Annotated in this window: 19 protein-coding genes; 11 read left to right on the top strand and 8 right to left on the bottom strand. The window is 64.3% G+C overall.

Features of this window, described 5'->3' with window-relative positions:
* Window positions 1-2 precede the first annotated feature (2 nt).
* Both Q673_RS19040 and Q673_RS19035 read left to right on the top strand, forming a co-directional pair.
* Window positions 3-1,418: a uroporphyrinogen-III C-methyltransferase gene (locus Q673_RS19040; protein WP_023004154.1), complete on the top strand. Its 1,416-nt coding sequence runs from the start codon at window positions 3-5 to the stop codon at window positions 1,416-1,418.
* The gene (locus Q673_RS19035) at window positions 1,415-2,677 is read left to right on the top strand and encodes a heme biosynthesis HemY N-terminal domain-containing protein (RefSeq protein WP_023004153.1); all 1,263 of its coding nucleotides are present in this window, start codon (window positions 1,415-1,417) and stop codon (window positions 2,675-2,677) included. Before Q673_RS19040 ends, Q673_RS19035 begins: the two co-directional genes overlap by 4 nt.
* 384 nt (window positions 2,678-3,061) lie before the next feature.
* On the opposite strand, the gene ybiO is transcribed toward Q673_RS19035, so the two are convergent.
* A complete protein-coding gene (gene ybiO / locus Q673_RS19030; protein ID WP_023004152.1) occupies window positions 3,062-5,425 on the bottom strand; it encodes a mechanosensitive channel protein in 2,364 nt (787 codons plus the stop codon).
* 244 nt (window positions 5,426-5,669) lie between these two features.
* On the opposite strand from ybiO, the gene Q673_RS19025 reads away from it, so the two are divergent.
* Both Q673_RS19025 and Q673_RS19020 read left to right on the top strand, forming a co-directional pair.
* A complete protein-coding gene (locus Q673_RS19025) occupies window positions 5,670-6,062 on the top strand; it encodes a CrcB family protein (RefSeq protein WP_023004151.1) in 393 nt (130 codons plus the stop codon).
* On the top strand, window positions 6,059-6,448 hold the full coding sequence (locus tag Q673_RS19020; RefSeq protein WP_023004150.1) for a fluoride efflux transporter FluC: 390 nt from the start codon (window positions 6,059-6,061) through the stop codon (window positions 6,446-6,448). Before Q673_RS19025 ends, Q673_RS19020 begins: the two co-directional genes overlap by 4 nt.
* A 19-nt stretch (window positions 6,449-6,467) precedes the next feature.
* Here the strand turns inward: Q673_RS19020 and pgi are convergent, their stop codons facing one another.
* Genes pgi through pyk form a run of 3 tightly spaced genes read right to left on the bottom strand, consistent with a single transcriptional unit; the run spans window position 6,468 to window position 10,089 of the window.
* Window positions 6,468-8,120: a glucose-6-phosphate isomerase gene (gene pgi / locus Q673_RS19015; RefSeq protein ID WP_023004149.1), complete on the bottom strand. Its 1,653-nt coding sequence runs from the start codon at window positions 8,118-8,120 to the stop codon at window positions 6,468-6,470.
* A 27-nt stretch (window positions 8,121-8,147) separates the two neighbouring features.
* Window positions 8,148-8,627 carry a methylglyoxal synthase gene (locus tag Q673_RS19010; protein ID WP_023004148.1) on the bottom strand — a complete coding sequence of 160 codons (480 nt, stop codon included), beginning with the start codon at window positions 8,625-8,627 and terminating at the stop codon, window positions 8,148-8,150.
* A gap of 4 nt (window positions 8,628-8,631) precedes the next feature.
* Entirely contained in the window at window positions 8,632-10,089 is a 1,458-nt protein-coding gene (pyk, locus tag Q673_RS19005) for a pyruvate kinase (RefSeq protein ID WP_023004147.1), read from the bottom strand.
* Window positions 10,090-10,448: 359 nt separating this feature from the next.
* On the opposite strand from pyk, the gene gap reads away from it, so the two are divergent.
* On the top strand, window positions 10,449-11,453 hold the full coding sequence (gap, locus tag Q673_RS19000) for a type I glyceraldehyde-3-phosphate dehydrogenase (protein WP_023004146.1): 1,005 nt from the start codon (window positions 10,449-10,451) through the stop codon (window positions 11,451-11,453).
* 115 nt (window positions 11,454-11,568) lie between these two features.
* On the opposite strand, the gene Q673_RS18995 is transcribed toward gap, so the two are convergent.
* The 3 genes from Q673_RS18995 to Q673_RS18985 form a co-directional block, all read right to left on the bottom strand.
* The gene (locus Q673_RS18995; protein ID WP_023004145.1) at window positions 11,569-11,817 is read right to left on the bottom strand and encodes a hypothetical protein; all 249 of its coding nucleotides are present in this window, start codon (window positions 11,815-11,817) and stop codon (window positions 11,569-11,571) included.
* A gap of 141 nt (window positions 11,818-11,958) precedes the next feature.
* Window positions 11,959-13,125 carry a carboxynorspermidine decarboxylase gene (gene nspC, locus Q673_RS18990; protein ID WP_023004144.1) on the bottom strand — a complete coding sequence of 389 codons (1,167 nt, stop codon included), beginning with the start codon at window positions 13,123-13,125 and terminating at the stop codon, window positions 11,959-11,961.
* Window positions 13,126-13,128: 3 nt separating this feature from the next.
* Window positions 13,129-14,328, bottom strand: a complete 1,200-nt coding sequence (locus Q673_RS18985; protein ID WP_023004143.1) for a saccharopine dehydrogenase family protein — start codon at window positions 14,326-14,328, stop codon at window positions 13,129-13,131.
* A gap of 260 nt (window positions 14,329-14,588) precedes the next feature.
* Here Q673_RS18985 and Q673_RS36785 point away from each other — a divergent pair, with 260 nt between their 5' ends.
* Window positions 14,589-14,798, top strand: a complete 210-nt coding sequence (locus Q673_RS36785) for a hypothetical protein (protein ID WP_023004142.1) — start codon at window positions 14,589-14,591, stop codon at window positions 14,796-14,798.
* 202 nt (window positions 14,799-15,000) lie between these two features.
* Complete coding sequence (locus Q673_RS36780; protein WP_023004141.1) at window positions 15,001-15,174, top strand: hypothetical protein; 174 nt, start codon at window positions 15,001-15,003, stop codon at window positions 15,172-15,174.
* A gap of 436 nt (window positions 15,175-15,610) precedes the next feature.
* Here the strand turns inward: Q673_RS36780 and Q673_RS18975 are convergent, their stop codons facing one another.
* Window positions 15,611-15,997, bottom strand: coding sequence for a hypothetical protein (locus Q673_RS18975; RefSeq protein WP_023004140.1), 387 nt, complete (start codon window positions 15,995-15,997; stop codon window positions 15,611-15,613).
* A 32-nt stretch (window positions 15,998-16,029) separates the two neighbouring features.
* Here Q673_RS18975 and Q673_RS37190 point away from each other — a divergent pair, with 32 nt between their 5' ends.
* The 4 genes from Q673_RS37190 (at window position 16,030) to Q673_RS35690 (ending at window position 22,022) form a co-directional block, all read left to right on the top strand.
* Window positions 16,030-16,491 (top strand): metal-dependent hydrolase, encoded by a 462-nt coding sequence (locus tag Q673_RS37190; RefSeq protein WP_152527042.1) that lies wholly within the window; start codon window positions 16,030-16,032, stop codon window positions 16,489-16,491.
* Between the two features lie 305 nt (window positions 16,492-16,796).
* Window positions 16,797-18,293, top strand: a complete 1,497-nt coding sequence (locus tag Q673_RS0117830; RefSeq protein ID WP_031217454.1) for an ATP-binding protein — start codon at window positions 16,797-16,799, stop codon at window positions 18,291-18,293.
* A complete protein-coding gene (locus Q673_RS18970) occupies window positions 18,290-21,055 on the top strand; it encodes a Z1 domain-containing protein (protein ID WP_031217453.1) in 2,766 nt (921 codons plus the stop codon). Before Q673_RS0117830 ends, Q673_RS18970 begins: the two co-directional genes overlap by 4 nt.
* Window positions 21,048-22,022: a PD-(D/E)XK motif protein gene (locus tag Q673_RS35690; protein ID WP_081711926.1), complete on the top strand. Its 975-nt coding sequence runs from the start codon at window positions 21,048-21,050 to the stop codon at window positions 22,020-22,022. Before Q673_RS18970 ends, Q673_RS35690 begins: the two co-directional genes overlap by 8 nt.
* The last annotated feature ends 9 nt before the right edge of the window (window positions 22,023-22,031 follow it).

The raw sequence follows: 22,031 nt of genomic DNA, 5'->3' as shown, positions 1-22,031 counted from the left end.
AGATGAGCAAGCAACCACACGAGCAGGAAGAGCAGAAGGCGTCTGACGGCGCACAATCGGCGACCTCGGGCGACGGGGCCGGCAAGGGAGGCACCGCCGGCCGGCGACGCTCTCGCCGCTATGATAAGGCCAACCAGGACAAGTCCCGCCAGGAGGGCGTCAGCCAGGCCGGCGCCCAGGGTGGCCAGGCGGCCGCCGGTTCGGCGACGAGTGGCTCCGACGCCAAGGCGGCGTCTAGCTCCGCCGGCGAGGCGGACAAGGGCAAGGAGACGGGCGGCAAGCCCGGTGCGAACCCGTCCTCTGCCAAGGCCACCCCGTCGAACCGCGCCACCGGCGGCGGTAACGCCACCCCGGCCGCGCCCGCGGCAGGGGGCGGCGACGGCAAGGGCGGCAAGGCCGGCGCCGTGGCCATCGTGCTGGTGATCCTGCTGGCCATCGCCGCGGCCCTGTTCGGCTGGCAGGCGTGGCAGAAGCTCGAGGCCCAGCAGGCGCGCATCGCCGAGCTGGAGACCCGCACCAGCCAGGCCGCCACCGCCAGCGACCTCGACGCCCTGCAGGCGCGCTTCGAGGAGGCCGAGGCCGAGCGCCAGGCCGCCCTGGAGGAGGCTATCGCCTCGCTGGAGAGCGACTTCAGCGACTATCGCGGCGAGGTCGACGAGACCCTCGACCGGGTGCTGGCCGAGCTCTCCAGCGAGCAGCAGACCGACGAGCGCGACTGGCTGCATGCCGAGGCCGCCTACCTGCTGCGCCTGGCCAACCAGCGCCTGCAGCTGGAGCGCGACGTCGAGGGCGCCGCGGCGCTGCTGCGCACCGCCGACGCCCGCCTCAAGGAGGCCGACAACCCGGCGCTGGTGCCGGTGCGCCGCGAGATCGCCAGCGAGCTCGCCGCCCTGGAGTCGGTGCCCGAGGTCGATCGCACCGGCCTGTGGCTGGCGCTCAACGCCCAGCAGGAGCAGATCGCCGGCCAGCCGCTCTCCCAGGAGATCGAGGAGATCACCGCCCGCTCCAGCATGCAGGAGGCACCCAGCGGCACCTGGCAGCAGCAGCTGTCGCGCTTCGGCCAGGAGCTCAAGGACCTGGTCACCGTGCGCCAGCACGACGAGGCACTGGAGGCGCTGATCTCGCCGGAGCAGGAGTCCTACCTGCGCCAGAGCGTGCGCCTGGTGATCGAGCAGGCCCAGCTGGCGCTGCTCAAGGAGGAGCCGGAGCTCTACCAGGCCAGCCTGGAGAAGGCGATCACCCTTATCGAGGGCTACTACGACACCGGTGCCAGCGGCGTGCAGTCGGTGCTCGAGCGCCTCGCGGAGCTGAAGGGCGCGGCGGTGCGTCCCGAGCTGCCCGACATCAGCGCGTCCCAGCAGGCCCTGGCCGAATTCATCGAGCGGCGCTTCGAGTCGCGCCAGGGAGATGAGGCATGAGAAAGCTGATACTGATCATCGTCCTGGGGCTGGCCATCGGCGCGCTGTTCGGGCAGCTGATGATGTCGGTACCCGGCTACTGGCTGGTGCGGGTGGGCGACACCTCCTTCCAGACCTCCTTCTGGTTCGGCCTGGTCCTGCTGCTGGCGGCCTTCCTGGTGCTGCACTTCGCGCTGCGCCTGCTGATGCGCCTGAGCCGCCCGGTGTCGCGCTTCAAGGTGTGGAACAGCCGCACCCGCCACCGCAACGCCATGAAGCGCACCGTGCGCGGCCTGGTGGCCTTGGCCGAGGGGCGCTGGAAGCGGGCCGAGAAGTCGCTGGTCAAGGCGGCGGACGACTCCAGCACCCCGCTGGTCAACTACCTCGCCGCGGCCCTGGCGGCCCACTACCAGGGGCGCTTCGAGCAGGCCGATACCCTGCTCAAGCGCGCCCACCTCAGCACCGAGGGCGCCGACACCGCGGTGGGCATGATGCAGGCCCAGCTGATGCTGGACCGCCAGCAGTACGAGGAGGCCCTGGCCATCCTCACCCGCCTCGACCGCCAGCTGCCCAACCACCCCCAGGTGCTCAAGCAGCTCAAGCAGGCCTACCTCAGCGTCAGCGACTGGGACGGCCTGCGCCGCCTGATGCCGCGACTGGGCGCCCAGCAGCTGATCTCCGCGGAGGAGCGCGACCAGCTGGAGCGGCGCGCCTACCGCGAGCTGATCGTGCGCGAGGCCCGCGAGGGCAGCGACATCGAGACGGTGCGCAGCCTGTGGGCGGACATGCCCGACCACCTGCGTGGCGACGTCGAGCTGATCGTGCTCTACGCCGAGGCGCTGGTGCGCGGCGGCCAGGAACCCATCGCCGAGCGGCTGCTGCGCCACTCCCTCAAGGAACACTGGGACAGCCGCCTGGTGCTGCGCTACGGCCTGCTCGACGTGGATGCCTCGCGCCAGCTGGTCACCGCCGAGAAGTGGCTGCAGGAGCGCCCCAACGATCCCGACCTGCTGCTCACCCTGGGTCGCCTGGCGCTGCGCAACGCCTACTGGGGCAAGGCCAAGGAGTACTTCGAGGCGAGCCAGCGCCAGCGCCCCAGCGGCGTGGTCTGCGCCGAGCTGGCGCGGCTCTTCGCCAACCTCGGTGAGCACCAGAAGAGCCAGCTCTACTACCGCCAGAGCGTCGAGCTGCTCGACAAGTCGTTGCCCTCCCTGCCCCAGCCCAGCGAGGACAAGGACGTGCTGGGCGAGGGCAAGGAGGAGCAGAAGAAGGCGTCCTGACGGGGCCCGACCCTTCCCCACTCCACCCAAGCAAGGGGGCGCCTCGGCGCCCCCTTCGCGTTTCCGACGCACGAAGACGGTGGAGCAGGAAAGAAAAGGGTAGCGTGAATGCAGCCTTGTGGGAGGCCGGCTCTGCCGGGCGAATGGCGCCGCCAGGCGCCCAGGCGGTGTTGCAATCGTTAAAGACATTACCGGGAGGCCCTTGGCCTCCATTCGCCCGGGGAACCCTGCCTCCCACCACTGCTGCCTGTCCGCCCGTGAAGTGCCGGCCGCTCATGGATCCTGTCGAACTGGCTCACGCCAGTCTGTGATGTATCGAAAAACAGCGGGGCCGCCCCAAGGCGGCCCCGCTGTGGTTCGGCGGCGCGGCGGTCCGCGCCGGGATCAGTTCTCCTCCACATCATCCCCGCTGGGCTTCTCGTGCTCGGGGTTGGCGATCGACTGGCCGTCGCCATCTGCCTGGCGAGAGCGCGACTTGCCCGGGGTGTAGCGGTCGTCCGTGACCTGATCACCCGACTTGGGCTGCCCGGCAGGGCTGCCATCGATGGTGAAGTCCTGCTGCATGACCCGCAGGTTGGCGGGGGGAGCCGAGCCGGTCTTGTCCTGGCCGAAGTAAAGGGTGGTATGGGGGAAGGGGATCTCGATGCCGGCCTCGTCGAAGCGCAGCTTGACCAGGCGGTTGTAGGCGCGGCCCACCGCCCACTGGTCGCCGGGGGTGGTCTTGATCACCACCCGGATATTGACCGAGCTGTCGGCCAGGGCCACCACGCCGGCCACGTTGAGCGGCTCGAGCAGCTTGTGGCCGTGCTCCTCGCTGGCGCGCAGGTCCTCGAAGGCGAGTTGGAGCTGCGCGATGGCGTCGTCGATGCTCTCGCGGTAGGCGATGCCGTACTCGCCCACGTGGTTGCCGAACTCGCGCATGTAGTTGGAGACGGTGTCCACGCTGGAGAAGGGCACCAGGTGGTAGGTGCCGGAGAGATCGCGGATGCCCACCGAGCGGATGTTGAGCTTCTCGGCGGTGCCGGTGATGCCGCCCACCGTGACCACGTCGCCGGTGTTCATGGCGTTCTCCACCTGGATGAAGATGCCGGTGATGATGTCCTGGACCAGCTTCTGGGCGCCAAAGCCGATGGCCAGGCCCAGCACCCCGGCACCGGCGATCAGCGGGCCGATGTTGATGCCGATCTCGGCCAGCACGATCATCGCCGTCATGGTCACCAGGGTGATGGCCAGGGCGTTGCGGAACAGCGAGAGCAGGGTCTGGGCGCGGGCCGAGGGCACGCCGCCGCCGGTCTCGGGGTTGAGCTTGTGCTCGATCAGGCTGGCCAGCGCCAGCCACACCATCACCGCGATGGCCAGGATCACCGCCACGCTGACCACCTTGCCGACCAGGCCGCGGCCCGCCTCGGAGGCGTACCAGGCCGCCAGGTCGAAGGCGCCCCAGGCGTTGAGCACCACCATCACCACCAGCACCACGATGACCGTGCGGATCACCCGCAGGGCGTTGGGCACGTAGCTGTTGAGGCGCGGCTCGAGCAGCGGCAGCTTGCGCCGCAGGTCATCGGAGAGGCGGATGCGCCGGCCGATGGTCTGGGTCAGGAAGCTGGAGAGCAGCAGCCCCACCACCACCGCGGCGATGGTCTTGAGGGTGGCGAAGAGCACGAAGGGCAGGGCGTCCACCGGCCGCGTCAGGGTCACCGTCAGCACCATGACGAAGTAGGCCAGGGCGAAGAGGTGCCAGATGCGCGCGAACAGCTGCAGGGTGACGCGGCTCGCCGCCATGCTGGCCTGGCTCGCCTTGTGGTTGAGGGCGTCGCGCAGGCGCTTGCGGTTCCTGAGCACCACCACCACGGCGTAGAGGAAGGCACCGACCATGATCAGAGTGCCCAGCCCCTGACCCACCGCGGGGGCCACGTAGGCGTTGACCAGCGGCACCACCACCATCAGGCCGTAGCCCACCAGGCCGATCAGCCGGGCTATCCAGCGGTTCCAGTAGGAGGCCTCGCCGGAGGTGATCGGCAGCAGGCGCAGCCCCTCGTAGCGCGAGGCGAACAGCATGCGCACGCTCGCCTTGAGCAGCTCGATCACCAGGAAGGCGTTGAGGAACAGCGAGGCGCGGGTGGAGAGCTCGCCGGTCTCGCCGATGGCGAAGGTGGCGATCAGGTTGCCGCCCAGGTAGGCGAAGGCCACCACCAGCACGTCCACCGCCGCGGCCAGGGCCACGCAGATCACCAGGCGCAGGATGGGGGTCAGTCCGCTACCGTTGAGGGACCACTGGCTGATGCCGGTGAACAGCGGCCGCGCCAGGCGGCGGAAGATCATGAACAGCGCCAGGGTGGCGAGGATCACCAGGCCGAGGTTGATGGCCGCCGTCATGAAGGCCTCGGTATCGAAGGTGCTCTCCAGGTCGCTCGAGAACATGCCGCCGATGGCGGAGACGATGGCATCGAACTGGGCGCCGACGTCGCCGGCCACGCGGCTGGTGACCTGGGCCAGCTGCCGCGGCAGCGAGGCCTCCTCCTCCACCGCCTCGGCGGGGGCCGAGGCGGCGACGTCGCCGGCCATGCCGCGCAGCTGGTCGATCAGCTCCTGGCGGGTCTGCTCGTTCTCCAGCAGGTCGGCCAGGGTGGCGTAGGCCGGCGGGGCGTTCTCGCCGCCGTCCTGCTGGGCCTGGGCGGGAGCCGCCAGCGCCAGCAGGGCGAGCAGCAGCCAGCCAAGCATCAGGGGTAGGGCTTGCTTGGGATTCACGCGGTGACCTCCGTCTCTTGGCGTGTGGGGCGATGAAGTGTCCAGCCGACATGATACGGGCTTTGCCGTGGGGCCACGACCCCGCGGCCCGTGGCGGCAGATTCATGTACATTAATTGTACATGCTGGGGTTTGTGTGTCATCTTTGTCCCATCGGCGGCGCCTCCTGCCGTCGATGCGGCAAGCATGCGATACTCTTTCGCCACCCTCGGGTGGCGTTTTTTTTGGTACGGGGAGCGGTGCGAATGCCGGAGTGGCTGGCGGTACTGGTCGGCGGGACCCTGGGGGGCATGGGGCGCCTGGCGCTCGGCAACCTGTTGGGACGGCGGCTGGGGAGCCACCTGCCCTGGGGGACCCTGGCGGTGAACATCAGCGGCGCCCTGGCCATGGGCCTGCTGGCCGCCGCCCTCGGCCTGCCCGGCGCCCCGTCCGTCGAGGTGGCCACGAACACCGCCTGGGCGCTGCTGGGGGCCGGCCTGCTGGGCGGCTACACCACGGTCTCCTCCTTCAGCCTGCAGACGCTGACCCTCTGGCAGCAGGGGCGCGCCACGGCGGCCGCCGGCTATGTGTCGGCGACCCTGCTCGCCGGCCTCGCTGCCCTGGCGCTGGGCGTCTGGCTGGGCGGGGGGCTTCCGTGATCGCCTGGCGCGCCTACGCCGCCGTGGGGCTGGGCAGCGGCCTGGGCAGCCTGTCCCGCCACCAGCTCGGCCTGTGGCTCGCCACTCCCGGCTTCCCCTGGGCGACCCTGGCGGTGAACCTGCTCGGCTCGGCGCTGATCGCGCTGTTCGCCGCCTGGGCCGTCCATCGCGAGCATGGCTGGGTGGCGCGCTGGCAGCCCTTCCTGGTGGCCGGGTTCTGCGGCGGCTTCACCACCTTCTCGCTGTTCGGGCTGGAGACCCTGCAGCTGCTGGCACAGGCACGCCCCGGGCTGGCCCTGACCTATCTCCTGGTCAGCCTGGGGCTGTGGCTGGCCGCGGCCTGGCTCGGCTATTGGGCTGGGCACCGCCTGGCTGCCCGGCCCTGAGACCCGCCGGGTCTCAGGCTCAGGCCTTGTGCTTTCGCTTGGCCTTGGTGGCCGGCTCGGCGGCCTTGGGCTCGGCCGTGGCGCCGGCAGGGAAGTGCTCGCGCACCAGGGCCAGCAGCCCCTGGGTGGAGGGGTCGAAGTCGCCGACGTTGGTGTCGATGCGCTCGCTGATCTCGCCGGCGATCTGCTTGCCCAGCTGCACGCCCCACTGATCGAAGGAGTTGATGTTCCAGATCACCCCCTGGACGAACACCTTGTGCTCGTACAGCGCGATCAGGGCCCCGAGGTTCTTGGGCGTCAGCTCGTCGAGCAGCAGGGTGCTCGACGGCCGGTTGCCCGGGCAGCTGTAGGGGTCGAGGCGGCTGCCCTGCTGGCTGCCCTCCATGAAGGCGTTGGCCTGGGCCAGCATGTTGGTGAGCAGGGCGAAGTGGTGATCCTCGAAGCCCGGCTCCGGTTTCAGCGAGGCGATGAAATCGATGGGCACGTAGCGGGTGCCCTGGTGGAGCAGCTGGAAGAAGGCGTGCTGGCCGTTGGAGCCGGTCTGGCCCCAGACGATGGGCCCGGTCTTGTAGTTCACCGGGTGGCCGAAGATGTCCACCGACTTGCCGTTGGACTCCATGTCCAGCTGCTGCAGGAAGGCCGGCAGCTGATGCAGCGCCTGGTCGTAGGGCACGATGGCCTGGGTCTCGGCGCCCACGAAGTTGATGTACCAGATGCCGATCAGCGCCATCAGCACCGGCATGTTCTCGCGGAAGGACGCCTTCAGGAAGTGCTGGTCCATCTCGTAGGCACCTTCCAGCATGGCGATGAAGCCGTCGTAGCCGATGGAGAGCGCGATGGGCAGGCCGATGGAGGACCACATGGAATAGCGCCCGCCGACCCAGGCCCAGAACTCGAAGACGTTCTCCTCGCGGATGCCGAACTCCATGGCCGCCTTGCGGTTGGTGGAGGCGGCGACGAAGTGGGCGCCCACGTCGGCGTCCTCGCCGGCGTTCTCGAGGAACCAGCGGCGCGCCGTCTTGGCGTTGAGCAGCGTCTCCTGGGTGGAGAAGGTCTTGGTGGAGACGATGAACAGGGTAGTGGCCGGGTCGAGGCGCGACAGCACCTTCTGGATATGGGTGCCGTCGACGTTGGAGACGAAGTGGAAGTTGAGGTCCGGGTGGCGGTACTTGAGCAGCGCCCGGCAGGCCATGTTGGGGCCCAGGTCCGAGCCGCCGATGCCGATGTTGACCACGTCGCGGATCCGCTCGCCGCTGTAGCCCTTCCACTCGCCGCTGCGCACCGCCTCGGAGAACTGCTTGATCTGCTCGCGGGTGCGCTGGATCTCCGGCAGCACGTCCTGGCCATCGACCATCAGCGGGCCCTCTCCCAGGTTACGCAGGGCGGTATGCAGCACGGGACGGTTCTCGGTGACGTTGATGATGTCGCCGGAGAACATCTGGGCGCGGCGCTGCACCAGGGCCGAGTGCTCGGCCAGCTCGATCAGCTTGTCGAGCACCTCCTCGGAGACCTGATGCTTGGAGTAGTCGAGGAACAGGCCGCCCACCCGCAGGCTCATCTTCTCGAAGCGCTTGGGGTCCTTGGCGAAGTAGTCGCGGATGCGGTCGTCGGCGGTCTGCTCATGCAGGCCCTTGAGGGCCTGCCAGGTCACGCTGCGGGTCAGCTGGAACATCGTAAGCCTCGCGTCTCTCGTTGTTCGTCAGTCGGTGGTCCGGCCCGAGATCCAGGCGCCGGCATCGGGGATGGTCATCTCGTAGGGCCGGTCGAGCCAGGGGGAGCTGATCAGGAAGTCGGCGCTGGCGGCGTTGCAGGCCACCGGCACGTTCCACAGCGCCGCCAGACGCAGCAGCGCCTTGACGTCCGGGTCGTGGGGCTGGGGGGCGAAGGGATCCCAGAAGAAGATCAGCAGGTCGAGCTTCTGTTCGGTGAGCAGCGCGCCGATCTGCTGGTCGCCGCCCAGGGGGCCGCTCAGCAGTCCCTTCACGGGGAGCCCCAGCGCCTTGGCCACGCGACTCGCCGTGGTGCCGGTGCCGGTGAGTTCATGGGCGGCCAGGGTGTCGCGCCAGCGGCCGGACCACTCCAGCAGCTCCTCCTTCTTGCCGTCATGGGCGATCAGGGCGATGCGCTTGCGCTCGGGGAGGGTGCGCTTCACGGTGCGTCGCGGGCGGATGTCGGTCATGGGCTCACACCTCGAGGATCTTCATCGTATTGGTGCCGCCGTGGGCGTTCATGTGATCGCCGCGGGTCAGGATCACCTGGTCGCCGGCCTCGGCGATGCCCTGCTCCACCAGCAACTGGAGCGCCCGCGCGTTGAGCTCGGTGGCGGCCATCTCGCTGGTGTCGAAGGGCAGCGAGACCACCCCACGATAGAGCGCCATGCGCCGCTGCGCCACCGGGCTGTGGGCCAGCCCGACGATCGGCAGCCCCGAGCGGATCCGCGAGGCGATCAGCGGCGTGTAGCCGGTGGCGGTCATGCAGGCGATGGCCGCCACGCCCTGCAGGTGGTTGGCGGCGTACATCGCCGACAGGGCGATGGTCTCGTCGATCTGGGTGAAGCCCTCGTGGATGCGGTGCCCCGACGCCTGGGCGACCCGCTCGCGCTCGGCGCCCAGACAGACCCGGTCCATGGCCTCGATGGTCTCCACCGGGAAGTCGCCGGCGGCGGTCTCGGCGGAGAGCATCACCGCGTCGGTGCCGTCGAGCACCGCGTTGGCCACGTCGAACACCTCGGCGCGGGTCGGCAGGGGCGATTCGATCATCGACTCCATCATCTGCGTCGCGGTGATCACCGCGCGGTTGAGCGCCCGGGCGCGCTTGATGATGCGCTTCTGGGTGCCGATCAGCTTCGCGTCGCCGATCTCCACGCCCAGGTCGCCGCGCGCCACCATCACCGCCTCGCAGGCCTGGATGATGCCGTCGAGGGTGGCGTCATCGGCCACCGCCTCGGCGCGCTCGAGCTTGGCCACCAGGCCGATCTCCTGGCCGGCTTCACCCAATAACTCACGCGCTTCGCGCATATCGGCGGCGCTGCGCGGGAAGGACACGGCGAGGTAGTCGACGCCGATGTCCAGGGCGGTCTGGAGGTCGGCGCGGTCCTTGTCGGTGAGCGCCGGGGCGGAGAGGCCGCCGCCCTGCTTGTTGATGCCCTTGTTGTTGGAGAGCTTGCCGCCCACCACCACGGTGGTGTGGATCTCGCGCCCCTGGACGGCGGTGACGTCGAGCACCACCCGGCCGTCGTCGAGCAGCAACCGGTCGCCGGGGGCGACGTCGTCGGCCAGGGTCTTGTAGTCGCAGCCGACGCGTTCCTGGTTGCCGGCCTCGCCATCGAGCGCCATATCGAGGATAAAGGGCGCACCTTCTTCCAGGCTGACGGCCCCCTCGGCGAAGCGGGCGATACGGATCTTGGGCCCCTGGAGATCGCCCAGGGCGGCGACGCTGCGGCCCAGGCGCTCGGCGATCTCGCGCACCGCGGCGAGGCGGCGGCGATGGTCGGACGCCGAGCCGTGGGAGAAGTTGAGGCGCACCACGTCGACGCCGGCGGCGATCATGGCCTCGAGCACGCCCTCGCGGTCGCTGGCCGGGCCCAGGGTGGCGACGATCTTGGTGCGGCGGATGGGGGTGTGGAGCGGCTGGGTCGACATGCGGTGTGCCTCCTTCGGGAAATGGCTTGTTGTCAGACTACAAGAATACTCCTTGCAAGGTAAGTTTACTACATGGCCTCCGCCGGAAACTTGCCGGGCCGAGCCTCGCCAAGAACCTTTGCAGCCTTATATTCCCCTAGGGTTTCAGGGCGAATCGATGCCCGGTTCGTGACAAGATGTCGAGACGTTATGTTGTAAAGTTACTAAAAAATCCTTGAGTCCGTGATCGGTTTGCGTCACATTGTGGTCCCATATCATGAGCCGCGGGCTACCAAGCCGGTTCCCACGAGACGCGCCGGATCTCTGCCAGCGGGCTCTACCGAGACACCCCTACAAGACGCCACTGGAGGAGAGAGGACATGACGCTCAAGATAGCCATCAACGGGTTCGGACGCATCGGTCGCAACGTGCTGCGTGCCCTGTACGAGAACGGCTACCGTGACCGCGTGCAGGTGGTGGCCATCAACGACCTGGGCGATCCGTCCCTCAACGCCCACCTGCTGCGTCACGACACCGTGCATGGCCACTTCCCCTTCAAGGTGGAGCATGACGAGGAGAGCATGACCGTGGATGGCCAGCGCATCGCCATCCTCTCCGAGCGTGACCCGGCCGCCCTGCCCTGGAAGTCGCTGGGCGTCGACCTGGTGATGGAGTGCACCGGGCTGTTCACCAAGCGGGCCGCGGCCGCCAAGCACCTGGAGGCCGGCGCCAAGCGGGTGCTGATCTCGGCGCCGAGCCCGGACGCCGACGCCACCGTGGTCTACGGGGTCAACGAGGACGTGCTGACCGATGACCATCGCGTGGTCTCCAACGCCTCCTGCACCACCAACTGCCTGGCGCCGGTGGCCAAGGCGCTCAACGACAGCGTGGGCATCGAGAACGGCCTGATGACCACGGTGCACGCCTACACCAACGACCAGAACCTCTCCGACGTCTATCACAAGGATCCCTACCGGGCGCGCAGCGCGACCCACTCCATGATCCCCACCAAGACCGGCGCCGCCGCCGCGGTGGGCCTGGTGCTGCCGGAGCTCGACGGCAAGTTCGACGGCCTGGCCGTGCGCGTGCCGGTGATCAATGTCTCCCTGGTGGACCTGGTGTTCACCGCCGGTCGCGAGACCACCAAGGAGGAGATCAACGAGATCGTCGCCGAGGCGGCGGAGGCCTCCCCGGTGCTGGCGGTCAACGCCCAGCCGCTGGTCTCCATCGACTTCAACCACGACGCCCACTCCTCGACCTTCGACGCCAACCACACCCGCGTGAACGGTCGCCTGGTCAAGATCATGGCCTGGTACGACAACGAGTGGGGCTTCTCCAACCGCATGCTGGATACCGCCCTGGCGATGCAGGCCGCCGCCGGCTGAGGTCGGTCGGTAACGCGCCAGGAGACCAGCGCCGGGGCGGCTGCCGCCCCGGCGTTGGCGTCTCCGGCGTCCGCAAGGTGCCCTCGGCGTCTGGAGTGCGCCTCGGCCCCGGGCGCTACGGCAGTCGCCAGCGTTCCGGGCAGGCGTCCGCGGGCAGCAGCCACTGGGCGGTGCTGGCGGTGGTCTTCTCGGTGACCACGGGCAGGTCGCCGAGCAGCGCCTCGAGGGCGTTGGTGGTCTTGCCCATGGCGGAGATCACCAGGGCGCGGGGTGGCGGCACCTGGCGGGTCAGCAGCTCCCCCGGGTGGCGGATGGCATCGGCGTCCCGGATCGAGGCGCCGCCGAGCTTGTAGACCTCCGGCATCGCGGACTCCCTGTGCGGTGGCTTTCCTCCACCTTATGAGGCCGCGACGGTGGTGGTGAAGGGCCGGGGTGTCGCGTGGGCACGAAAAAGCCCCCTATATGTAACATCAGGGGGCTTCAGTGGCGGTGGGCAGGGCGGGGCTCAGCTCAGCCGCTGCATATAGTCCACGTAGCCGAAGGTGCGGACCGTGCGGACCTGGCGGCTCGCCTCGTCGATGCGGCAGATCGACGGCAGGCGGATGCCGTTGAAGGTGGTGGTCTTGACCATGGTGTAGTGGGCCATGTCGGTGAACACCAGGCGGTCGCCGATTTCGAGCGGCGCGTCGAAGGAGTAGTCGCCGATCACGTCACCGGCCAGGCAGGTCATGCCCCCCAGGCGGTAGGTGTGGGCCTTCTCCTGCGGCTCGCCGCCGCCGATGATCTCGGGCCGGTAGGGCATCTCCAGCACGTCGGGCATGTGGGCGGTGGCGGAGGTGTCGAGGATGGCGATGGGACCGTCGTTGTCGACGATATCCAGCACCGTGCACACCAGGTAGCCGGTGTTCAGCGCGATCGCCTCGCCCGGCTCCAGGTAGACCGTGAGGTGCGGATGGCGGGCCCGGAAGTCGCGGATCACCCTCACCAGCCGCTCGACGTCGTAGTCGTCGCGGGTGATATGGTGGCCGCCGCCGAAGTTGACCCACGCGAGGCCCGCCAGGTGGTGGCCGAAGCGCGCCTCGAAGGCCGCCAGGGTCGACTCCAGGTCGTCGCTGTTCTGCTCGCACAGGGTGTGGAAATGCAGCCCCTCGAGGCCTTCCATCACCTCCGGGGTGAGCTCCGCCGCCCGGGTGCCGAGCCGCGAGCCCGGCGCGCAGGGGTCATAGAGCGGCACCGAACCGGTGGAGTGCTCGGGGTTGACCCGCATGCCGCAGGAGACCCGGCGCGGCGCGCCCGCGATGGTCTCGCGGAAGCGCCGCCACTGGCCCGGGGAGTTGAAGCTGAGGTGGTCGGCGTAGCGCAGCACCACCCGCATCTCCTCCTCAGTGAAGGCCGGCGAGTAGCAGTGCACCTCGCCGCCGAAGGTCTCGGCGCCGAGGCGTGCCTCGTCCTGGCCGCTGGCCGTGGTGCCCACCAGGTACCGGCGCACCAGCGGGAAGGTGTCCCACATGGCGAAGCCCTTCAGGGCCAGCAGGATGCGGGCCCCGCTGCGTTCCTGGACCTCACCGAGGCGTTCCAGGTTGCGGCGCAGCAGGGCGTCGTCCACCACATAGGCCGGAGAGGGGCAGGACCGGACATCGAAGTCCAGGCCCTGCTCGCGTGCGTTCGCCATGGTTCAGGCCAGGGGATCGTGGTCGGGGTCGAGCTCGACCACCTGCCACGGCAGGCCCATCTCGCCGATGCGCGCCATGAAGGGGTCGGGGTCGAGCTGCTCGACGTTGAACACGCCGTCACCCTTCCAGATGCCCTCCAGCATCAGCATGGCGCCGGTCACCGCCGGCACGCCGGTGGTGTAGGAGATCGCCTGGGACTGGACCTCCTCGTAGCACGCCTGGTGGTCGCAGATGTTATAGATATGCACCTTGCGGCGCTTACCGTCCTTGATGCCGTCGGCGATGATGCCGATGTTGGTCTTGCCCTTGGTGCGCGGGCCCAGCGAGGCCGGGTCGGGCAGCACCGCCTTGAGGAACTCCAGCGGGGCGATCTCGGCATCGCCCACCTTGATCGGCTCGATGCTGGTCATGCCGACGTTCTCGAGCACCTTGAGGTGGGTGATGTACTTGTCGGAGAAGGTCATCCAGAAGCGGATGCGCTCCAGGCCCTTGATGTTCTGGCTGAGGGACTCGAGCTCCTCGTGGTAGAGCAGGTAGATGTCCTTCTCGCCGATGCCGTCGAAGTCGAACTTGCGCTTCACCGCCAGCGGGTCGGTCTCCTTCCACTCGCCCTTCTCCCAGTAGCGACCCTTCGCGGTGATCTCGCGAATGTTGATCTCCGGGTTGAAGTTGGTGGCGAAGGGGTAGCCGTGGTCGCCGCCGTTGGCATCCAGGATGTCGATGCGGTGGATCTCGTCGAACAGGTTCTTCTGGGCGTAGGCGCAGTAGATGTTGGTCATGCCCGGGTCGAAGCCGCAGCCCAGGGTGGCCATGTTGCCGGCCTCCTTGTAGCGGTCCTGGAAGGCCCACTGCTCCTTGTACTCGAACTTCGCCTCGTCGGGGTGCTCGTAGTTGGCGGTGTCGAGGTAGGGCACGCCGGTCTTCAGGCACGCCTCCATGATGGTCAGGTCCTGATAGGGCAGGGCCACGTGGATCAGCACGTCGGGCTTGAACGACTCGATCAGCTTGACCAGCTCATCGACGCTGTCGGCGTCCACCCGGGCGGTCTGGATCGGGCGATCCAGCTGAGCGGCGATCGCCTTGCACTTCGCCTCGTTACGGCTGGCCAGCAGGATCTCGTCGAAGACCTCGGGATGCTGGGCGCACTTGTGGGTCACCACGCCGCCGACGCCGCCGGCGCCGATAATCAGGACTTTGCTCATGGGTAGGAATCCAGATCGGGTAGAGAATAAGTGTCTTGGCCTCGCCCGACCGCCCCGGCAGGGGGCCGGCGAGTGGGCGCTGATGATGGCGCCCCTTGAGGCTGGCCGCAAGGGATTTTCGCGTCAAGTCTGCGACCTTGGTCGTAGGCGCATGACGGCCCCTCGCCATGGGCATCGCCGGTGCCGCAAGATGCCGCAGGGGCCTCTGCCGTCGCCGGCGCTAGAGTGGTGGGTAACACCGTCGATCAGGGAGGACTGGCATGGACAACACCTTCTGGATGGCGCTGGCGGCGAGTGCCGCCGCCGCGGTGGTCACCACCCTCGGCATCCTCACCATCCGCCGCTTCGCCGACTGGGGGCAGCGCCATACCGCCTACTTCATGTGCGTCGCCGCGGGGGTGCTGATCGCCGCCTCCTTCCTGCATATCGTGCCGCGCGCCATCGCCATGAGCCCCGGGGCGCCCGCCTGACTGCTGGTCGGCTTCATGGGGCTGCACCTCTTCAACCGCTTCGTCACCGCCTTCGTCTGCGAGAGGGATCCCGGCGGCGAGGCGTACGCCATGGGCCTGGTCTCGCTGCTGGGGATCGGCTTCCACTCTTTCATCGATGGCATGATCTACGCCGTCACCTTCAGCGTCGGCCTGCTGACCGGCTCCCTGGCCGCTGATCAGCGTGCTCGACCCGCCGCGGCTCGGCACCCTGCTGGCCCTCTCGGCGGGGGCACTGATCTACGTCGGCGCCACCCACCTGCTGCCGCGTGCGGAGCAGGAGGGCAGGCCGTTCAGCCTGCTGGCCCTGGCGGGTGGGGTGCTGGTGGCGGTGATCATCGTGGTGTCGAAGGGATAGGAAGGAGGGATGGCGGCGGCCAGACACGAAAAAAGCACCCGTAGGTGCTTAATTCGTATTGAGTTGGTGGAGGCGGCGTCCCGCTAAAAGCATCGGCAAGAAGTTGATTTTTCAGTTATTTATATTTTTTAAATTTCTTGGTACCCCCGCAGGTACCCCCGCCATTTTTTGCTTAGTAGGCATCGGTGGTTCAGCAGAATCGGGAGATCTGAAAATATCGTTCTATAGGTAAAAATAATCAAAATTGCAGTTTGTGATAGTTTTAATGATTGGTCGTGCGGCTTCGGTCTCGCTGCTGTTCGTCACCCTGTCGAGAAGGCTGTTTGGTGGAGAAACCCGCCAACTGACCCGGGGCCCAGCCTGATCCGTCTTTCCATTTTGATGCCGGGTAAGCCCATCCCAGCATACAGGCTGGATGCGAGCCAGCCTACGTATCTCAAAAAGTAACCTTCTGATAATAGTGCGTGGCCGCCTGCTCGGCATCCTTGAAGCGCTTGTCGAAGCGGTGATGTGGGTCGCAGGCATTCAGCCATGCCCAGGTCAGCGGGCTGATTACTGCCGTGCGCTCCGGTGGCTGGTCGGCATCCTTCACCAGGGCAGCCAGCATGTGGTCGGGAGCCCGGTAGAGGATCCGCAGCGGGTTCTCAAACAGCTGCACGCCGGCGGCGTAGTTGACGTTTGAGAACCTGAGCTGCAGGAGGCTCTTGCCGGTCCCAAGCGGACGCAGCTCGACGACCCGAATTGGCGAGAAGTAGGGGCCACCGTATCCCGGGTACATGCTCCATCCATACCAGCGGCCCCTCTCGAGTGTGAAGCGCGCCATCCTTGGATCTCCTTGCTGAGTGGGTGACTCCCATGCTAGCACCGACTCACATGATTGCCGGTCAGGCGGCTTTCATCGAGGACAGCCTCGGAGTGGGGCACTCCCCTACACTATCGGAGGCCTGGTTGGTTGCCGCCGCGGGACTTCTTCCGGATCTTGACAGGCGCCACGGCATCGTTGGCCGCCTGTTCCCGTGGCTGTCCGAGCTGCTTGATTACCGCTTCGGCCACCGGACCCTGACACACTCGCTGCTGGCATGTGTGGTGTTGGCTCTGGTGCTGTGTCCCCTTTTTGCCTTACGGCGTATGGCTTGCTGTAGTGGCCGGCTATGCCTCGCATCCGGTAGTCGATATGCTGACGCCGGCCGGCCGGCGTGGAGTGGCTCTGGCTCTGGCCTGCGCGGTGGCGTTGCGCTTTCCGGCAACGAGCGGCACCGGATGCGAGCCATAGGCTGGGGGGGAAGCTGGCCTGTGCGGTCCTGCTGGCGGTCGTGACCATCCCGTTACCGGGCATTGCCTAGGTCAAGCCCGGCACCGGCAGCGTGATCGCCGCCACCATCGGAGAAATCAGCGCGGCCCGCGAGGGCAGTGTACGACCGATACTGCGACGAGTGGCGTTATTCGGTAGCCGAGCAGAGGTCACGGCAAGCAGGCTTGGGTGTGTGGGCTGAGCCGGGGCTGCAGCAGCGGACGTGGGAGTGTCGCTGAGCTGGCTGTAATACCTGGTTTCATTCAGCTTAGGAAGTGGTCTAAGCTGGGGATGACATAACAGCATATCCTCGGCATAGCAGGTTATTTAATTGGAAGTAGGGAAGCTGATAAAAGCGGATGCCACACCTCACGCCTCAGCGTTGATAGAGAGTTTGAGGGATATAGGGTATACCCTGTCAACCGCTCTCGCGGACATAGTTGACAATTCAATAACTGCAGGGGCTTCTAAGGTCCATATCCACGCAGATACTCTTAGCGATGCTCCATCCATTGCCATCATAGACGATGGTTGTGGTATGTCACGTACGGAGCTTATTGAGGCATTACGCCTTGGCAGCAAGAATCCCCGAGAAGATAGGGCGTCAACTGACCTAGGTCGCTTCGGTCTCGGTCTTAAGAGTGCCAGCTTTTCGCAATGTCGCAGGTTGACCATCCTTACGCGATGCGATGGTGTATTGGCAGGTGCGAGATGGGATTTGGATGAAGTTGCTGAGACTGACCGATGGGAGGTCTCGCTGATTGAAGACGATAATAATATACCTCATGCGCATCTTTTTCTTGGCAACGGAACTTTGGTTTTATGGGAAAAGCTTGATCGTGTTGATGGTGGATATCAGCAAGATGCTAGTAAGCGAGCACAGCACATTAACAGTGCACTGGCGGATGCTGAGAGGCATCTACGCCTTGTCTTTCATCGCTTCATGGAACGCAGTGGGAAGGGAAAGCTTTCAATATCGATAAATGGTCGTGATTTAGTACCTATAGACCCATTTGCATCTAAAAATCCCGCAACCCAAGTAGACCCCGAAGAAACTTTGGCTCTCGCGCATGGTGTCGTGCGTATTCGCAGTTTCACCATTCCGCATCACAATGTGCTGCGACGTGAGGAGTGGGAGGAGCTTGGTGGGCCCGAAGGCCACCTCAGGTCTCAGGGATTCTACATCTACCGAGGAGACCGCCTGATTATCAGCGGTAGCTGGCTCGGCCTGGCAAGGCAGACCGAGCTGACCAAGCTTTGCCGTATTCGTGTGGATATACCGAATACGATGGATTCCGACTGGAAGATCGACGTTAAGAAGGCATCCGCTCAGTTACCACCGGCTGTTCGTGAGCGGCTCAAGAAGATTGTCGAACGCTTCGTCCAGACCTCCAAGCGGACCTACAGAAAGAAGGGGCAGAAGCTGACGGATGAGACACGAGTGCCGATGTGGCACCGTGTGCTAACTGACGGGACGATTATTTATCAGCCGAACCTCGACCATCCAGCCCTTGTCGAGTTCCAAGAACGGCTGCCAGATTCTCTGCGGCAGGACTTCAGGAACTGCATTTCGCTCGTCGGCGCAGGCCTCCCGGTGGACTCATTGCATGCAGACATGCTGGGTCACGCCGAGACAGTGAAGGCATCGATTGCCGAAACGGATGCTCTGGAACAGGCCCTGCACTCGATGGTTCCGCACCTGCTTGACCGCGGAATCTCGAAATCCAGCATTCGCTCCATGCTCAAGACGACCGATATGTTCCGTGAAGAATGGGAACGAATTGAGCCTGTGCTCACAGAAATTCTCCAACAAGGGGAGCCGGAATGACCAATCATCTCGACATGCTCGATAACACCGTTTCTCAAATGCTAGCGAGTGGCGCTCCCCGCACTCCTGAAGGAATTCGAGAGCTGATTGCAGATTTTCGGCAACTATCGCGCTTCTCTGATGTGACCGATGAAGACGCTGAGATACTGGCTCGCGATATCGAGGAACGGATCGGTGTCAGCATGGGACTTGGTTCCCTTGTTGTTGCGGCGGATGATTTTGAGCCTTGGCTCGATTCAGTCCGGCCGGAAATAGAGAGCGGGTCTGACCCTTGGTATTACTGGATGCGCTACAAGAAACTTCTTTTAAAGAACAAGCTTCCCCAAGACGTCATCTCCGGCACGGACCAAGTAACAGACACGATCCTCGGGCGCCTCGGTAATCCACGAGATAAAAGAGCCTGGGATCGCAAGGGCATGGTCGTAGGGCATGTACAGAGCGGAAAGACAGCTAACTACACCGGGCTAGCCTGCAAGGCCGCCGACGTTGGATACCGATTGATCATCGTGATTGCCGGCCTGCACAACAATCTGCGCAACCAGACGCAAGGCCGGATTGACGAAGGCTTCATCGGTCGCGATACCGGCCGACTAGCCCAAGTGGGCACCAGTGAAAGGCCCAAGCTGATTGGAGTTGCTGAGTTTGATGACAGGTTTACGCCGGTTAGCCTCACCAACACGATCCGAGACTTCAACAAGGCCACTGCGACTTCGAACACGAGCCAGATCGCCTCTTACGCGGTCCCCGTTGTGCTGGTGATCAAGAAGAATACTCATACCCTTCGCAACCTGACCGAATGGCTACGAGAGCACAGTGCGAATCACTCTTCTGAAATGGTCGACCAGCCGATGCTGCTGATCGATGACGAGGCTGACAATGCTTCGATCAATGTGAAATATGGGAGTAACGAGGTCTCCCGGATCAACAGTCAGATCCGGGAGCTACTTGGCCTTTTCCGCCGAAGTTGTTACGTGGGTTACACCGCAACCCCGTTCGCAAATATCTTCATCGATCCAGAAAAAGATGAAGCGATGGAAATGGAAGATCTTTTTCCTCGGGATTTCATCATCGGCCTCGATGCCCCGGACAATTATTTCGGTCCGCGCAAGGTTTTCCTCGATGGCATGCCGGACGAGGAAGAGCCATATTATCTACGCAACATAATCGACAACGAAGATGTATTGCCGATCCGGCACAAAAAAGACGACGATCTCGTGTCGCTTCCTCCCAGCATGATCGAGGCGCTCCGGGCATTCCTTGTCGCGAGGACCATCCGTGATTTGCGTGGACAGCGCGATCAGCACGCCTCGATGTTGGTGAATGCCAGTCGTTTCACGCGGATGCAGGGTCTGATCCGCAACAGGCTTAAGGATGCGCTTGATACGATCCGGGATTCTATCCGCATCAACGCGTCTTTGGGTCAGCGGGGCCTTCTAGATCCAGAGATTGCTGCACTACGCGATGTATGGGCCACCGAGTTCCATGAAGCGTGGTCGAACTGGGACGAAATCCAGGCGCAGTTGCTCAGTTCGATTGGAGGTGCGAAGGTCGTGGAGGTGAACAGTCGGGTCAATGACTTAGACTACTCGGTGGCGGGTGAGCGAGGTTTGACCGTAATTGCAGTTGGGGGGTTTTCTCTATCGCGAGGCCTCACTCTTGAAGGGCTGACCGTCTCCTACTTCCTCCGCAATTCTATGATGTATGACACCCTTATGCAGATGGGGCGCTGGTTTGGCTACCGGGGGAATTACGAGGATTTGTGCCGGATCTGGATGCCGCCTCAGGCAATCGGCTGGTATGCCCATATCGCCGAAGCCACCGAGGAGCTCCACGAAGAGCTCAGGCGTATGCAGAGGGATAGGGCGACGCCCCTGCAGTTTGGGCTGGCCGTGCGTAGCCACCCTTCGTCACTCTTGGTTACCGCGCGAAACAAACTCGGTTCGGGCGAGAAACATGTGAAAATCGGTCTGTCGAATGGTTATGTCGAGACCCACAAGCTGACGAATGCTCCTGATGTTTTGGAGGGCAATCGGAGTGCGGCTAGGGAATTCGTTACTGCCCTCCGTGAAAACGGGTATGAACCAAGTAATATCAAACCCGAGAAGGGCGGCTATCTGCTGAGAAATGTTGATGTTTCTCTTGTGGGTAGCTTTCTGATGCGGTTCCGGAATGCTAGAGAAAGTGTCGGAACAACTATCGAGCCACTGCTCAGATATATTGATCAGCGAGCCCATGATGAACTGGAAAAATGGGATGTCTTCTTAGTCAGCGTCAGGGAAAAAGAAGAGGTCAGCGATATCCTTGGTTGGCCAATTGGGCCTGCGCGACGTAGCATCGGGCTCGAAAATATCGAGGATGGCATATTGTCGATAAGTGGGCGGCGTGCCCGAGTTGCCTCTAGAGGTGTTGAGAAAATTGGTGTTGCTCAAGAAGACGCCTCTCGCGCTGAAGCCGAATTCTTGGAGTTTCATAATATAAAGAAAACCGGGAAGACAAATTTTCCTGACTATATCTACCGGCGAGTGAGAAATAAGCCGCTTCTCGTGCTTTTCCTGCTTTCAGTCAGACTTCCTGAAAAGACCGAGAACCGAGAGAGGTATCAGCATCTTCTCCCAAAGAAACCTGTCGTCGCTTTCGGGATCAGTTTCCCCGTCTCATCGCGGCCCGATGAAAAGGTGGAATATGTCATGAATACGACCATGCTGCGCGAATTGTTCGGTGATGAAGACCTCGATGAAGATGCGGAGATGGCAGATGTCTGAATCATATCCTTGGCAGGGGCTAGGGTTCGATGAAGCGCGCCGCGTTGACAAGCGAGGCCAACACGATTTTTTCTGGGCGGTTGTCGAAAATGACAACGTGGCGCTCGCTCTGGCCCTGCCTGATGGTGCGGAGAGGATTCTCCCGCTTCCAAAGATCAAGAGCCTCGATATCAGATATCGCAAACTGGGTTCGCGAGATGCGCTGCTCGTCGCACTCCGTGATCCTGAGCAGGTCGACCTTTTTGCCAGTCTCTGCAAGGATATCGTATCAGCCGGTGAGCAGGGAGAAACTCCGTCAGATGCCCTTGATAGGGCTGTGCGGCGCACTCTTCGTTGGCATCATCTGCTCCGGGGGGGATCTTCTGAGCGTTTGAGTGTCGAGGAACAGAGAGGCCTGCTCGGGGAGCTCCAGGTGCTCCAGCTTCTTTGTGCCGAGATCGGGGCGGAAGCGGCGATCGAAGCGTGGCGAGGCCCCGAGGATGGCGCGAAAGATTTCGAGCTTCATGGTATGTGCATGGAGGTGAAAGCGCGCAGGGGGGCTGCAAGGCCTCAGGTACAGATCTCATCCGCAGACCAGCTCGCGGATGTCACAGGGGCGGATGTCTTCCTGCTGGTCTATGACGTCGATGCCGCAATCAAGCCAGAGGGGATGACTCTTTCGGATCATGTCCAAGTCGTCGAGGATATCTTTCAATCCACGACCCTAGCTGCCTATGGAACATGGGAACGACTGCTGGCAGCAGCAGGATTTGACTGGGCTCATGATTACAGTGATAGACGATGGACGATAGGAAGGCGCATGACATTCCTTGTAGAGGAGGGCTTTCCTCGCATTTCCTCGCCCGTACCGATGGGTGTTATCAATGTGAAATATTCAGTTTCACTTGATGCTTGCTCTCCTTTCATTGCTACGGATGACCTGCTTCTGTCTGAAATCCAAAAGACTCAATCTTACAATAGTAAATAAGGGATGTGA

Source organism: Halomonas sp. PBN3 (assembly GCF_000475415.1).
GTDB classification, from domain to species: domain Bacteria; phylum Pseudomonadota; class Gammaproteobacteria; order Pseudomonadales; family Halomonadaceae; genus Halomonas; species Halomonas shengliensis.
Note: the sequence above shows the minus strand (reverse complement) of the source record. Positions and strands in the feature narration are given on the sequence as shown.

Coding starts and splice junctions, on each gene's coding strand:
- Q673_RS18975 (WP_023004140.1), bottom strand. CDS start 15,997: ATGGCGCGCTTCACACTCGAGAGGGGCCGCTGGTATGGATGGAGCATG.
- Q673_RS19035 (WP_023004153.1), top strand. CDS start 1,415: ATGAGAAAGCTGATACTGATCATCGTCCTGGGGCTGGCCATCGGCGCG.
- Q673_RS18995 (WP_023004145.1), bottom strand. CDS start 11,817: ATGCCGGAGGTCTACAAGCTCGGCGGCGCCTCGATCCGGGACGCCGAT.
- pgi (WP_023004149.1), bottom strand. CDS start 8,120: ATGTTCCAGCTGACCCGCAGCGTGACCTGGCAGGCCCTCAAGGGCCTG.
- pyk (WP_023004147.1), bottom strand. CDS start 10,089: ATGTCGACCCAGCCGCTCCACACCCCCATCCGCCGCACCAAGATCGTC.
- Q673_RS19010 (WP_023004148.1), bottom strand. CDS start 8,627: ATGACCGACATCCGCCCGCGACGCACCGTGAAGCGCACCCTCCCCGAG.
- Q673_RS35690 (WP_081711926.1), top strand. CDS start 21,048: ATGTCTGAATCATATCCTTGGCAGGGGCTAGGGTTCGATGAAGCGCGC.
- Q673_RS19025 (WP_023004151.1), top strand. CDS start 5,670: ATGCCGGAGTGGCTGGCGGTACTGGTCGGCGGGACCCTGGGGGGCATG.
- Q673_RS18970 (WP_031217453.1), top strand. CDS start 18,290: ATGACCAATCATCTCGACATGCTCGATAACACCGTTTCTCAAATGCTA.
- Q673_RS19040 (WP_023004154.1), top strand. CDS start 3: ATGAGCAAGCAACCACACGAGCAGGAAGAGCAGAAGGCGTCTGACGGC.
- Q673_RS37190 (WP_152527042.1), top strand. CDS start 16,030: ATGCTAGCACCGACTCACATGATTGCCGGTCAGGCGGCTTTCATCGAG.
- Q673_RS36785 (WP_023004142.1), top strand. CDS start 14,589: ATGGACAACACCTTCTGGATGGCGCTGGCGGCGAGTGCCGCCGCCGCG.
- gap (WP_023004146.1), top strand. CDS start 10,449: ATGACGCTCAAGATAGCCATCAACGGGTTCGGACGCATCGGTCGCAAC.
- Q673_RS18985 (WP_023004143.1), bottom strand. CDS start 14,328: ATGAGCAAAGTCCTGATTATCGGCGCCGGCGGCGTCGGCGGCGTGGTG.
- nspC (WP_023004144.1), bottom strand. CDS start 13,125: ATGGCGAACGCACGCGAGCAGGGCCTGGACTTCGATGTCCGGTCCTGC.